Annotated in this window: 13 protein-coding genes; 8 read left to right on the top strand and 5 right to left on the bottom strand. The window is 63.8% G+C overall.

Going from position 1 to position 12,869, the window contains the following annotated elements; translation table 11 throughout:
* Positions 1 to 152: 152 nt before the first annotated feature.
* From glpD to IVA88_RS09875, 7 genes are all read left to right on the top strand, one after another.
* A complete protein-coding gene (glpD, locus tag IVA88_RS09905) occupies positions 153 to 1,703 on the top strand; it encodes a glycerol-3-phosphate dehydrogenase (protein WP_247497101.1) in 1,551 nt (516 codons plus the stop codon).
* Entirely contained in the window at positions 1,700 to 2,779 is a 1,080-nt protein-coding gene (locus IVA88_RS09900; protein ID WP_247497100.1) for an ABC transporter ATP-binding protein, read from the top strand. The genes glpD and IVA88_RS09900 overlap by 4 nt, the downstream gene beginning before the upstream one ends.
* An 11-nt stretch (positions 2,780 to 2,790) precedes the next feature.
* Positions 2,791 to 3,876: an ABC transporter ATP-binding protein gene (locus tag IVA88_RS09895; RefSeq protein ID WP_247497099.1), complete on the top strand. Its 1,086-nt coding sequence runs from the start codon at positions 2,791 to 2,793 to the stop codon at positions 3,874 to 3,876.
* Positions 3,876 to 4,778, top strand: a complete 903-nt coding sequence (locus IVA88_RS09890; RefSeq protein ID WP_247497098.1) for a sugar ABC transporter permease — start codon at positions 3,876 to 3,878, stop codon at positions 4,776 to 4,778. The genes IVA88_RS09895 and IVA88_RS09890 overlap by 1 nt, the downstream gene beginning before the upstream one ends.
* The gene (locus IVA88_RS09885; RefSeq protein WP_007606994.1) at positions 4,778 to 5,584 is read left to right on the top strand and encodes a carbohydrate ABC transporter permease; all 807 of its coding nucleotides are present in this window, start codon (positions 4,778 to 4,780) and stop codon (positions 5,582 to 5,584) included. The genes IVA88_RS09890 and IVA88_RS09885 overlap by 1 nt, the downstream gene beginning before the upstream one ends.
* 9 nt (positions 5,585 to 5,593) lie before the next feature.
* A complete protein-coding gene (locus tag IVA88_RS09880; RefSeq protein WP_027568539.1) occupies positions 5,594 to 5,923 on the top strand; it encodes a DUF2160 domain-containing protein in 330 nt (109 codons plus the stop codon).
* A 126-nt stretch (positions 5,924 to 6,049) separates the two neighbouring features.
* On the top strand, positions 6,050 to 7,792 hold the full coding sequence (locus IVA88_RS09875; RefSeq protein ID WP_247497156.1) for an ABC transporter substrate-binding protein: 1,743 nt from the start codon (positions 6,050 to 6,052) through the stop codon (positions 7,790 to 7,792).
* Between the two features lie 194 nt (positions 7,793 to 7,986).
* Here IVA88_RS09875 and IVA88_RS09870 read toward each other — a convergent pair whose 3' ends face one another.
* The 5 genes from IVA88_RS09870 to IVA88_RS09850 form a co-directional block, all read right to left on the bottom strand.
* Positions 7,987 to 9,090, bottom strand: a complete 1,104-nt coding sequence (locus IVA88_RS09870; RefSeq protein WP_247497097.1) for an alkene reductase — start codon at positions 9,088 to 9,090, stop codon at positions 7,987 to 7,989.
* A 183-nt stretch (positions 9,091 to 9,273) separates the two neighbouring features.
* Positions 9,274 to 9,777: a DUF1993 domain-containing protein gene (locus tag IVA88_RS09865; RefSeq protein WP_247497096.1), complete on the bottom strand. Its 504-nt coding sequence runs from the start codon at positions 9,775 to 9,777 to the stop codon at positions 9,274 to 9,276.
* Between the two features lie 107 nt (positions 9,778 to 9,884).
* Positions 9,885 to 11,207 carry a lytic murein transglycosylase gene (locus tag IVA88_RS09860; protein ID WP_247497095.1) on the bottom strand — a complete coding sequence of 441 codons (1,323 nt, stop codon included), beginning with the start codon at positions 11,205 to 11,207 and terminating at the stop codon, positions 9,885 to 9,887.
* A 29-nt stretch (positions 11,208 to 11,236) separates the two neighbouring features.
* Complete coding sequence (locus tag IVA88_RS09855) at positions 11,237 to 11,464, bottom strand: hypothetical protein (RefSeq protein WP_247497094.1); 228 nt, start codon at positions 11,462 to 11,464, stop codon at positions 11,237 to 11,239.
* Between the two features lie 5 nt (positions 11,465 to 11,469).
* Positions 11,470 to 11,700, bottom strand: coding sequence for a hypothetical protein (locus tag IVA88_RS09850; RefSeq protein WP_247497093.1), 231 nt, complete (start codon positions 11,698 to 11,700; stop codon positions 11,470 to 11,472).
* A 153-nt stretch (positions 11,701 to 11,853) separates the two neighbouring features.
* On the opposite strand from IVA88_RS09850, the gene htpX reads away from it, so the two are divergent.
* Entirely contained in the window at positions 11,854 to 12,786 is a 933-nt protein-coding gene (gene htpX, locus IVA88_RS09845; RefSeq protein WP_247497092.1) for a zinc metalloprotease HtpX, read from the top strand.
* Positions 12,787 to 12,869: the final 83 nt, after the last annotated feature.

The raw sequence follows: 12,869 nt of genomic DNA, 5'->3' as shown, positions 1-12,869 counted from the left end.
CTGCCTGCCGCGGTGCTGTTTCGGTCGTGTCGTCCACAAAAACAGTTCCGCTTTCACTTCCTTTCCCCTCTCTTTCATCTTGCTTTCGCTTTTCGGTGTGATCTAATCAAAAACGAAAGTAACCGCTCGATTGAACGGGCGGTCGCCGGGGGATGCGTCTGTTGGAGCGTATTTTCGACCTCGCCATTATCGGAGGCGGTGTTAACGGCTGCGGCATCGCGCGCGACGCGGTGGGCCGCGGCAACACGGTTTTCCTGTGCGAAATGAACGATCTGGCGAGCGGGACGTCGTCCTGGTCGACCAAGTTGGTGCATGGCGGCCTGCGTTATCTCGAATATTACGAGTTTCGGCTGGTCCGCGAGGCGCTGATCGAGCGCGAGATCCTCTGGGGCATCGCGCCCCACATCATCCGGCCCTTGCGTTTCGTTTTGCCGCATCATGCCGGCCTGCGGCCGGCATGGCTGCTGCGCCTCGGACTCTTCCTTTATGACCACATCGGCGGCCGCCATTTGCTGCCGGCGACGCGCTCGGTCGATCTTGGGCGTGACGAGGTCGGCCGGCCGCTGATCCCGAACCGCTACAGCCGCGCGTTCGAATATTCCGACTGCTTCGTCGACGACGCCCGTCTCGTCGTGCTCAACGCGCGCGATGCCGCCGACAAGGGCGCCGAGATCCGGACCCGCACCCGCGCCACCGAGATCCGTCAGTCCGACGGCATCTGGACCGTCAGCATGATCGACACGCTGACCGGCGCGCGCTCGTCGGTCCAGGCTCGCGCGCTCATCAATGCCGGCGGCCCGTGGGTCGAGGACGTGCTCGGCCGCGGTGCCGGCGTCAACGCCAAAGCCAAGGTGCGCTTAGTGCAGGGCTCGCACATCGTCGTCAAAAAACTCTATGACCACGACCGCGCCTACATGTTCCAGAACGCCGACGGCCGCATCATCTTCGTCATTCCCTACCAGGACGATTTCACCTTGATCGGCACCACCGACCGCGACTATGACGGCGATCCCGCCAAGGTGAAGGCGACGGCTGAGGAGATCCAGTATCTCTGCACGGCGGCAAGCGAATATTTGGCCAAGCCGGTCACGCCTGATGACGTGGTCTGGACCTATTCCGGCGTGCGTCCGCTTTATGATGACGGCGCCAGCGAAGCCAAGGCCGCCACGCGCGACTATGTGTTCGAGCTCGACACGCCCGGCGGCGTGCCGCTGCTGTCGATCTATGGCGGCAAGATCACGACTTACCGCCGTCTCGCCGAGGAGGCGCTGGAGCGGCTCGCGCCCTATCTTCGCAGTGCGAAAGCGCGCGAGGGCTGGACCGGCAAGTGGCCGCTGCCCGGCGGCGACATGGGCGTGTCCGATGTCGACGGGCTGATCGCCGAGCTCCAGCGGGGCTATCCCTTCCTCAGCCACGAGCATGCGCGGCGCCTCGCACGCGCCTACGGCACGAGGGCGATCAAGTTGCTTGGGGATGCGAAATCGGCGGCCGATCTCGGCCTGGTGTTTGGCGCGACTCTGACCGAACGCGAGGTCCGCTACCTCATGGCCAACGAATGGGCCGTTACCGCCGAGGACATCGTCTGGCGCCGTTCCAAGCTCGGCCTGCGACTAAGTGCCGACGAGATCGCGGCGCTTGACGACTGGATCAGGACCCACGCTGTGCAGCAAAGTCCCCTGCTGGAAGCCGGAGGACGCTCATGACGGTGACACTCGATCACGTGACCCGGACTGTCGACGGGATCCCGCACATTCGCGACGTCTCGCTGACGCTCGAGAGCGGCACGCTCAACGTGCTGCTCGGGCCGACACTGTCGGGCAAGACCTCGATCATGCGGCTGCTCGCCGGATTGGACAAGCCGACATCGGGCAAGCTGCTGGTCAACGGCAAGGACGTCACCGGTGTCGACGTGCGCCAGCGCTCGGTCGCGATGGTCTATCAGCAGTTCATCAATTACCCTTCGCTGTCGGTCTACGAGAACATCGCCTCGCCCCTGCGGGTGCAGGGCAAGCCGCGGGCCGAGATCGAGGCGCGCGTCGCGGAAGCCGCCCGGCTGCTCAGGCTCGAGCCGTTCCTGAAGCGCACACCGCTGCAGCTTTCCGGTGGCCAGCAGCAGCGAACAGCGATGGCGCGCGCGCTGGTGAAGGGCGCCGATCTCGTGCTGCTCGACGAGCCGCTCGCCAATCTCGACTACAAGCTCCGCGAGGAGCTGCGCACCGAGCTGCCGCGCATCTTCGAGGCGTCCGGCGCGATCTTTGTCTATGCCACCACCGAGCCGACCGAGGCGCTGCTGCTCGGCGGCAACACGGTGTGCATGTGGGAGGGGAAGGCGCTCCAGATCGGCGAGACGCCGAACGTTTACCGTCATCCGCAGAGCTTGCGGGTCGCGCAGGTGTTCTCCGATCCGCCGCTGAATCTTGTCGGCATCGAGAAGAAGAACGGCTCCGTGCAATATGCGGGCGGCATCGCCGCGCCGGCGTCCGGTCTCTATTCCTCTCTCTCGGACGGCGCTTATCGCGTCGGATTTCGTGCCCATCAGCTCGCGCTTGCCAATGGCGAGACTGACCGCCATGCCTTCAATGCCACGGTGACGGTGACCGAGATCACCGGTTCGGAGAGCTTTGTGCATCTGACCCGCGACGGATCGAACTGGGTGGCGGTGCTGCACGGCGTGCATGAGTTCGAGCCCGGCCAGACGCTCGATGCCGTGCTCGATCCCAATGATGTCTTCGTCTTCGATGCGGCAGACCGTCTGGTCGCCGCTCCCGGCAACACCTGAGGAGATGCGACATGGCCCGCATTGACCTCGTCGATCTCGCGCACTCCTACGGCGGCAATGATGCGCCGCAGGACAGCTTTGCACTGAAGCCGGTCACCATGACTTGGCGGCAGGGCGGCGCTTACGCGCTGCTCGGGCCGTCCGGCTGCGGCAAGACCACGCTGCTTAATGTCATCTCCGGCATCATCACGCCGTCGCGGGGGAAAATCCTGTTCGACGGCGAGGACATCACACCGCTGTCAACCCAGAAGCGCAACATCGCCCAGGTGTTCCAATTTCCGGTGATCTACGACACCATGACGGTGGGGCAGAATCTGGCGTTTCCTCTGAAGAACCGCGGCGTCCCGAAAGCCGAGATCGACAAGCGCGTCGCCGAGATCGGCCGCCTGCTCGACCTCGAGCCCTATCTGAACCGCAAGGCGACGCGGCTCACGGCCGATGCCAAGCAGAAGATCTCGCTCGGCCGCGGCCTGGTGCGCTCGGACGTTGCCGCCGTGCTGTTCGACGAACCCCTGACCGTGATCGACCCCGAGCTGAAATGGCAGCTCCGCTCCAAGCTGAAGGCGCTGCATCGCGAGCTCGACCTCACGATGATCTACGTCACCCACGACCAGACCGAGGCGCTGACCTTTGCGGATACCGTCGTGGTCATGCATGACGGCCGCGTGGTGCAGAGCGGCACGCCGGCCGAGCTGTTCGACAAGCCGGCGCACACTTTTGTGGGCTATTTCATCGGCTCGCCCGGCATGAACATCATTCCGGCCGAGGTGAGGGGCCGCGAGGCGCGCATCGGTGGCTACGTCATTGCCCTCAACCGGAGCTACGACAAGCTGCCAATCGGCGCCAAGATTGAAATCGGGGTGCGCCCCGAATTCGTCGACGCCGTTGCGCCTGCGCCCGGCCTGCTCAGCGCCAAGATCGAACGGATCGACGATCTCGGCCGCATCCGCTTCGCGCGTGCGCGGCTCGGGGACGCAAAACTCGCGGCGCGCGCGCCGGCCGGTTTCACCAGCCCGGACGGCACGGCCGGCTTGAAATTCGATCCGTCGCACGTCCACGTCTATGCCGACAGCCTTCTGGTGGAGGGAGCTGCCTGATGGACAAGACCATCAACCAAAAAGCCTGGTTCCTGGTGCTGCCGGTGTTCCTGGTCGTCGCCTTCTCGGCAGTGCTGCCGCTGATGACGGTGGTGAACTACTCGATGCAGGACACCTTCGGCAACAACCAGTTCTTCTGGAACGGCGTCGGCTGGTTCAAGGAGCTGCTCGATCCCTCGACCGACCTCGGCGGCCGCTTCCTGGCCTCGCTCGGCCGCAATCTGTTCTTCTCGCTTGTCATCCTCGCGATCGAGGTGCCGCTCGGCATCCTGGTCGCGCTATCGATGCCGCGCCAGGGCTGGACGGTTGCGGCCAGTCTTGTCATCCTCGCGCTGCCGCTGCTGATCCCGTGGAACGTGGTCGGCACGATCTGGCAGATCTTTGGCCGGCCGGACATTGGCCTGCTCGGCTATGTCCTCAATCATATCGGCCTCGACTACAATTACGTCTCCAACGACATCGACGCCTGGGTCACCGTCATCGTGATGGACGTCTGGCACTGGACCAGCCTGGTCGCGCTGTTGTGCTATGCCGGCCTGAAGTCGATCCCGGAGGCCTATTACCAGGCCGCCCAGATCGACGGCGCCTCGCGCTGGGCGGTGTTCAAGGCGATCCAGTTGCCGAAGATGAACCGGGTGCTGCTGATCGCGGTGCTGCTGCGCTTCATGGACTCGTTCATGATCTACACCGAACCGTTCGTGGTGACAGGTGGCGGCCCCGGCAACTCGACGACCTTCGTGTCGATCGAGCTGGTCAAGATCGCGCTTGGCCAGTTCGACCTCGGCAAGGCCGCCGCACTGTCGCTGGTCTACAATCTTATCATCCTGATCGTCTGCTGGATCTTCTACACCGTCATGACCAATGCCGGCGCCGAGCGGAAGCCGCAGGAAGGAGCCGCGTGATGCATTCGATTCCCGGCCGCCGTCTCATCATGGCGCTGTTCTTGATCTTCCTGCTGTTGCCGATCTACTGGCTCGTCAACATGAGCTTCAAGACCAACGCCGAGATCGTCTCGACGATGACGCTGTGGCCGCACGCGCCGACACTGCAGCACTACAAGCGCATCTTCACCGACGAGAGCTGGTATTCCGGCTATATCAACTCGCTGGAATACGTCGTCCTCAACACCATCATCTCGATCTCGGTGGCGCTGCCGGCGGCTTATGCGTTCTCGCGCTACCGCTTCCTCGGCGACAAGCATCTGTTCTTCTGGCTGCTGTCGAACCGCATGGCGCCGGCCGCGGTCTATGCACTTCCGTTCTTTAACCTCTATTCGGCGATCGGGCTGTTCGATACGCCCTGGGCGGTCGCGCTCGCGCACTGCATCTTCAACGTCCCGCTGGCGGTGTGGATCCTGGAAGGCTTCGTTTCCGGCGTGCCGCGCGAGATCGACGAGACCGCCTTCCTCGACGGCTACTCCTTCCCGCGCTTCTTCATCAAAATCCTGGTGCCGCTGATCGCGAGCGGCATCGGCGTCGCCGCCTTCTTCTGCTTCATGTTCTCCTGGGTCGAACTGCTGCTCGCGCGCACGCTGACGTCGGTGCAGGCCAAGCCGATCGCCGCGATCATGACGCGCACGGTGTCGGCGGCGGGCATGGACTGGGGCCTGCTAGCTGCGGCCGGCGTGCTTACGATCATCCCGGGCGCGCTCGTGATCTGGTTCGTCCGCAATTATATCGCGAGCGGCTTTGCGCTCGGTCGGGTGTAGGGGGCATCAATGGAAGCTATTGCATGGATGGCCTGGACGCCGCCGACGGCGATCTTCTTTGTCGCGCTCGCCTGCACGCTTGCCGTAATGACCTGGCTCGGGGTGGCCTATCCCGAAGCCGAGCGCGTCGGCGTGCTGCGCATCCCGACGACGCGCGGCGACCGTCTGTTCATCTCCCTGATCACGGCGGCGGTCATCCACTTGCTCTGGATCGCCTTCGCCGGCACCGATGCCCTCGCCACGCTGCCGATCGGCGAGGACGGACTTGAAATTTCGCGCCTTTGGATCGCATCAGGAATTTCGCTGGCCACGGCCGTACTCATTTTCCGCACGGTCTAGCCCGCGAAGGAACGGCCAGATCCGGGACCAACCCGGGCCTGTAGAAGTTTGTCGCTGCAACGGAGGAACAACATGCGGCAGTTTAGGAGAAGGGAACGTCCATTGACCAAGAATAGTTTTCTGACGATGTCCAGCGTCGCCGCCATCATCGCGGTGTCGTTGGCCGTCTCGGCGCCGGTTCGCGCCGCCGACGACGCCGCGATCCAGAAGTGGATCGCGGAATTCCAGCCCTCGACGCTGTCGAAGGAAGACCAGAAGAAGGAGCTGGAGTGGTTCGCCAAGGCCGCCGAGCCCTTCAAGGGCATGGAGATCAACGTCGTCTCCGAGACCATCACGACCCACGAATACGAATCGCAGACGCTGGCGAAGGCGTTCTCCGAACTCACCGGCATCAAGCTCAAGCACGACATCATCCAGGAAGGTGACGTCGTCGAGAAGCTGCAGACCCAGATGCAGTCCGGCAAGAACGTGTACGACGGCTGGATCAACGATTCCGACCTGATCGGCACCCACTTCCGCTACGGCCAGACCATCGCGCTGTCGGACTACATGACCGGCGAGGGCAAGGACGTCACCGACCCCATGCTCGACGTCAACGACTTCATCGGCAAGTCGTTTGGCACCGCGCCGGACGGCAAGCTCTATCAGCTGCCCGACCAGCAGTTCGCGAACCTCTACTGGTTCCGCTATGACTGGTTCACCAACGCCGACTACAAGGCCAAGTTCAAGGCCAAGTATGGCTACGAGCTCGGCGTTCCCGTGAACTGGTCGGCCTATGAAGACATCGCCGAGTTCTTCACCAACGACATCAAGGAGATCAACGGCGTCAAGGTCTATGGCCATATGGACTATGGCAAGAAGGACCCGTCGCTCGGCTGGCGTTTCACCGACGCCTGGCTGTCGATGGCCGGTAACGGCGACAAGGGCATCCCGAACGGTCTGCCGGTCGACGAATGGGGCATCCGCATGGAAGGCTGCCGTCCGGTGGGCTCCTCGGTCGAGCGTGGTGGCGACACCAACGGTCCGGCCGCGGTCTACTCGATCACGAAGTACCTCGAGTGGATGAAGAAGTATGCTCCGCCGCAGGCGCAGGGCATGACCTTCTCCGAGTCGGGTCCGGTGCCGGCGCAGGGCAACATCGCCCAGCAGATGTTCTGGTACACCGCCTTCACCGCCGACATGGTGAAGCCGGGCATCGCCGTGATGAACGCGGACGGTACGCCGAAATGGCGTATGGCTCCGTCGCCGCACGGTTCGTACTGGAAGGAAGGCATGAAGCTCGGCTACCAGGACGCCGGCTCCGCGACGCTTCTGAAGTCGACCCCGGCCGATCGCCGCAAGGCAGCCTGGCTCTATCTCCAGTTCATCGTCTCCAAGACGGTGTCGCTGAAGAAGAGCCATGTCGGTCTCACATTCATCCGTGAGTCCGACATCTGGGACAAGTCGTTCACCGAGCGTGCGCCGAAGCTCGGCGGCCTTGTCGAGTTCTACCGTTCGCCCGCGCGCGTGCAGTGGACCCCGACCGGCAACAACGTGCCCGACTATCCGAAGCTGGCGCAGCTGTGGTGGCAGAACATCGGCGATGCGTCGTCCGGTGCGAAAACGCCGCAAGCCGCGATGGACTCGCTTGCCGCCGCCCAGGACTCCGTGATGGAGCGTCTGGAGAAGTCGGGCGTGCAGGGCGCCTGCGGTCCGAAGCTGCACAAGAAGGAGACGGCCGAGTACTGGTTCGCCAAGGCCCAGAAGGACGGCACGATTGCTCCCCAGCGCAAGCTCGCCAACGAGAAGCCGAAGGGCGAGACGGTCGACTACGACACCCTGATCAAGTCGTGGCCGGCACAGCCCCCGAAGCGGGCTTCGCTGCAGTAAGGCACATCAACATAACGACGAAAGGCCGGGAGCAATCCCGGCCTTTTTCTTTCTTACCTCGCCCGCTTGGGGAGAGGTCGATCGCGAAGCGATCGGGTGAGGGGAGCTCTCCGCGAATTCCATTGTCACTACTTTCGCGGAGGCGGCCCCTCACCCCAACCCTCTCCCCGTAAGAACGGGGCGAGGGAGAAGACCTACTCCGCCGCCTCGGCCGTCTCCAGCGTCGGGTAGTCGGTGTATCCCTTCGCGCCACCGCCGTAGAACGTGGTCTTGTCCCAATCGTTCAGCGCCGCGCCCTGCTTCAGCCGCTCGACCAGATCAGGGTTGGAGATGAACGGCTTGCCGAAGGCGATGAGATCGGCCGCGTTCGCGTCCAGCACCTTGGCGGCGAGATCGAAATCATAGCCGTTGTTGGCGATGTAGGCGCCGGGGAAGCGCTTGCGCAGACCCGCATAGTCGAATGGCGCGATGTCGCGCGGACCGCCGGTGGCGCCTTCGACCACATGGAGATAGACGAGCTTCAGCGCGCCGAGACCGTCGACGATATGGTCGTACAAGGCCTGCGGGTTCGAATCCGAGATGTCGTTGGCCGGCGTCACCGGCGAGATGCGGATGCCCGTGCGGTCGGCGCCCGCTTCGGCGACGACGGCCTTGGAGACTTCCAGCATCAGCCGCGCGCGGTTCTCGATCGAGCCGCCATAGGCATCGGTGCGCTTGTTGGTGCCGTCCTTGGCGAACTGCTCGAGCAGATAGCCGTTGGCGCCGTGGATCTCGACGCCGTCGAAGCCGGCCTCGAGTGCGTTCTTCGTGGCGCGCTTGAAGTCGTCGATAATCCCTGGGATTTCGGAGAGCTCGAGCGCGCGGGGCTCGGAGACGTCGGCGAAAGTGCCGTTGACGAAGGTCTTGCCCTTGGCGCGGATCGCGCTCGGCGCCACCGGGGCCGCGCCATTGGCCTGAAGGTCGACGTGCGAGATGCGGCCGACATGCCAGAGCTGGATGAAGACCTTGCCGCCGCGCTGGTGCACTTGATCGGTGACCTTGCGCCACCCGGCGACCTGGTCCTTGGAGTAGATGCCGGGGGTGTCCTGATAGCCTTGACCCTGCTGCGAGACCTGGCTTGCTTCGGTGATCAGGAGGCCTGCGGAAGCACGCTGGCCATAATAGTCTGCCGCAAGCGAACCCGGTACGAACGTGCCGGGAACGGCGCGGTTACGCGTCAGTGGCGCCATCACGAAACGGTTCGCCAGCGTGATCGGGCCGAGCTTGTAGGTCTCAAACAATTTGGTCGAACGGCTCATGGGAATGCTTCCAGACAATGAGAGGTCCGGAACACTTGTGCATCGGGGCAATCAGCGCAAGGGAGGAGCCATACGGAAACTGCAGGCGAGATGCGCAGCGAAGCCGCGCAGCATAAAGCGTGCGCAATTTCAGCCACGGCAGCAGATTCAATCTCCTGCCGCGGCCGCTGGAATGATCGGACTTTAGTTCGCGCCGAGGAAATCGCGCTTGCCGATCTCGACGCCGGCGTGGCGCAGAAGACCATGGGCGGTCGCGGCGTGGAAATAGAAGTTCGGCAGCGAGAACGCGCTCAGGAATTGCTGGCCCTTCATGGTGATGGACTTGTCGGGGCCGGCCGGGAAGGTGACGTCCCTGGTGTCGGCGCCCTCGAACTGCTCGGGCTTGAAGGATTTCACATAGTCGATGGTCTTGGCGAGCCGCTGCTTCAATTCGGCAAAGCTGGTTTCGGTGTCTGATGTGGAGGGCACTTCGCTATGGGTCAGCCGGGCGCAGCCCTTGGCTGCGAAGTCGCTGACGAGCTGGATCTGCTTCGAGAGCGGCAGCATGTCCGGAAACAGGCGCGAGCCCAGCAGGACGGCGGGATCGACCTTCTTGGCCGCACAATGCGCCTCGGCTTTCGTGAGCAGGCCGGTCAGGCTGTTCAGTATTTGCAAATAGGCGGGGACGACGGCGTCGTGGAAGGACATGTGATGCTCGCTCTGTGGTGGGGAATCTCAGGAGAAGCCTGAGCCACTCACATGGGAACGTCATGGAAAAATACAATCGCGGAAGCGGCTTGTGCAGTGCAAAAATTCTACCGGATCGTCCCCGCCGGCTGGGCCTGCGCCGTGCCGCCGCGCATCCGGGCGAGCAGCTCGGCGGTCGGCCAGGAATCGGCCGGCAGACCGTATTTGATCTGCATCGCCTTCACCGCGGCGCGGCTCTGCTGGCCCAGCACACCGTCGACCTTGCCGACATTGAAGCCCGCCTGGACCAGAAGCTGCTGCAATTGCTTGAGTTCGTTGAACGGCAGTTGCGCGACGGGTGTGGACGGCTTTCGCATCGGAGCCGCGCCTGCGATGCGGGTGGCGAGATAGCCCGCGGTGGTCGAATAGATCAGCGAGTTATTCCACTCGGTGTAGGCCGCGAAATTCGGGTACGCCATGAAGGCCGGACCAAAGCGTCCCATCGGCAGCAGCACGGAGGCCGCGAGATTGTCGTTCGGCAGCGGCCTGCCGTCGGGATAGGTCACGCCGAGCTGTGCCCATTTCGAGCGTGGCTGCTGCACCGTGAGATCGGTCTGATCCCACGGCAGGTTTTGCGGCACCTTGATTTCTTCCAGCCACGGCTCACCGCGCCGCCACTTCAATCCGTTGGCGATGTAGTTCGCGGTCGAGCCGATCACGTCGTCCTCGCTGCGGAGGAGATCGCGTCGCCCGTCGCCGTCATAGTCGACCGCGTAGTTGACGTAATGCACGGGCAGGAACTGGGTCTGGCCGAGCTCTCCGGCCCAGGAGCCGACCATTTCGTCGGGATGCAAGTCACCGCGGTCGATGATCTTCAGCGCCGCGATGGTCTCGTTCACGAACATCTCCGAGCGGCGGCAATCATAGGCCAGCGACACCAGCGATTTCAGTGTCGGCAGATTGCCCATGTTGACGCCGAAATCGCTCTCCAGTCCCCAGAACGCGGCGATCACCGCCGGCGGCACGCCGTATTCCTTTTCCGCACGCGCAAACGCGGCCGCATGTTGCTTGATGTGCTGCTGGCCGTTCTGCATGCGATAGGGCGCGGCCATGCGGCCAGCAAATTCGGTGAAGAGCTGGCCGAACACGCGCTGGCCGCGGTCGCGGTTGACGATACCCTGGTCGTACACGAGGTAGGGTGAAGCCTCCGCGATGGTCCGCTGCGACACGCCGGCGGCAACCGCCTGTTGCTTCACGTCGGCCAGAAATCGATCGAAGTTCGCGCCATTGTGGCACGACGCCGCGCGCGGCGAGGGCGCAGTGGCCTTGGGGGCCGCGGGTTTTGCGGACGGCGGCGCGAACTGGGCGGAGGCGGGAAGGGCGAGCGTGAGCAGAGCGGCGGCCGCGATCGTTGCGACCGCAAGGCGAGAACCAAGGCAGTTCATCGGCATCGATATCTCTGGTACTGGGCGGATAAGCGCTAGGCCGCTAATACGGCACGCTTGACGGCGAGTGGCAACGCGATGGAGCGGAACAATGTCTTCGGATACAAATAATCTTCGCCTGACTCGTCGATGATGCGCAGCATGCCATGCTTGTCGGCCGCGGGGTCGCGCAGCGACTCGTAGATCTTGCGCTTCTCGAGAGAGGCCGCGTAGCCCTCGTTGTCCACACAGATCACCAGTTGCTTGCTTCGCGACTTCGTCATGATTTTCAGAGCAGGCTCTTGAGCTTGAATTCCTTGCGGCCGATGCCGGCAGCCTCGTACCAATGTATCTCAGCGAGCTGGGTAGAGCCATCGGATAATCGCACTCGGGCAATGCCCTTGCGCTTTCGCCAACGTCCTCGCCCATAGATTCGCCGCAGCCGGGCGACCTCGCGGATGCCGGAGCCGCTGGCGAAGGTTTCGATCTCGGTAATCTCGCCGAGAATCTCGAAGTGCATGGTTTCGATCGTGCCCTCGGGGCCCTGGCTCGGTCAATAGGCGCGGCCCCGCGACGCACCTGGAAACCTTGCGCCGGGACCGGGGTCATCCCTACCTCATGCTCGCCGGCCTGCAACGCCCCCAGCGGCAACGGCCGGCCTCGGGAGAGGACCATGAACTATCTTCGTACCGCAATGCTGCTTGCAGGCCTGACCGCCCTGTTCATGGGTGTCGGCTATCTGATCGGCGGTGCTGGCGGCGCCATGATCGCGCTCGTCATTGCCGCCGCGACCAATCTCTTCACCTACTGGAACTCCGACCGCATGGTGCTCAGCATGTACGGCGCCCATGAGGTCGACCGCAGCAGCGCACCGGAGCTGGTCGGGCTCGTCGCCGAGCTTGCGGGCCGCGCCGGCTTGCCGATGCCGCGCGTGTTCCTGATGGACGAGCCGCAGCCCAACGCGTTTGCGACCGGGCGCAATCCCGAGAATGCCGCGGTTGCGGTCACCACCGGGTTGATGCGCCAGCTCAGCCGGGAGGAGCTCGCCGGCGTGATCGCGCACGAGCTCGCCCATATCAAGCACCACGACACGCTGCTGATGACTGTTACCGCGACGATCGCCGGTGCGATCTCGATGCTGGCGCAGTTCGGCATGTTCTTCGGCGGCAATCGCGACAACAACGGCCCGGGCATCGTCAGCTCGATCCTGATGATGATCCTTGCCCCGATCGGGGCCATGCTGGTGCAGATGGCGATCAGTCGTACGCGCGAATACGCCGCTGACAATCTCGGCGCACGCATCGCCGGTCAGCCGATGTGGCTGGCATCGGCGCTGGTCAAGATCGAGGGCGCCGCGCATCAGGTCCCCAATTATGGGGCGGAACGAAATCCCGCCACCGCGCACATGTTCATCATCAATCCGCTGTCGGGCCACGGCGTGGACAATCTGTTCGCCACCCATCCCTCGACGCAGAATCGCATCGCGGCGCTTCAGCAGCTCGCAGCCGAGCTCGGCGCGCATGCGTCGCCGTCGGTCGGCGCCAACGAGAACTATCCGCCGCGGAGCCCGTGGGGCCGCTCGTCCTCGCGCGGCCCTTGGGGCTGATGGGACTGGCTTGAAATTGCGCCAGGCTTTGTGATCTGGCGCACACAGGGCTCTCGCGTCTGCTGGTAACACCCGGGCGAGAC

This window comes from Bradyrhizobium sp. 149 (assembly GCF_023073915.1).
Classification (GTDB): domain Bacteria; phylum Pseudomonadota; class Alphaproteobacteria; order Rhizobiales; family Xanthobacteraceae; genus Bradyrhizobium.
This window is presented reverse-complemented; position numbering and strand designations above follow the sequence as displayed.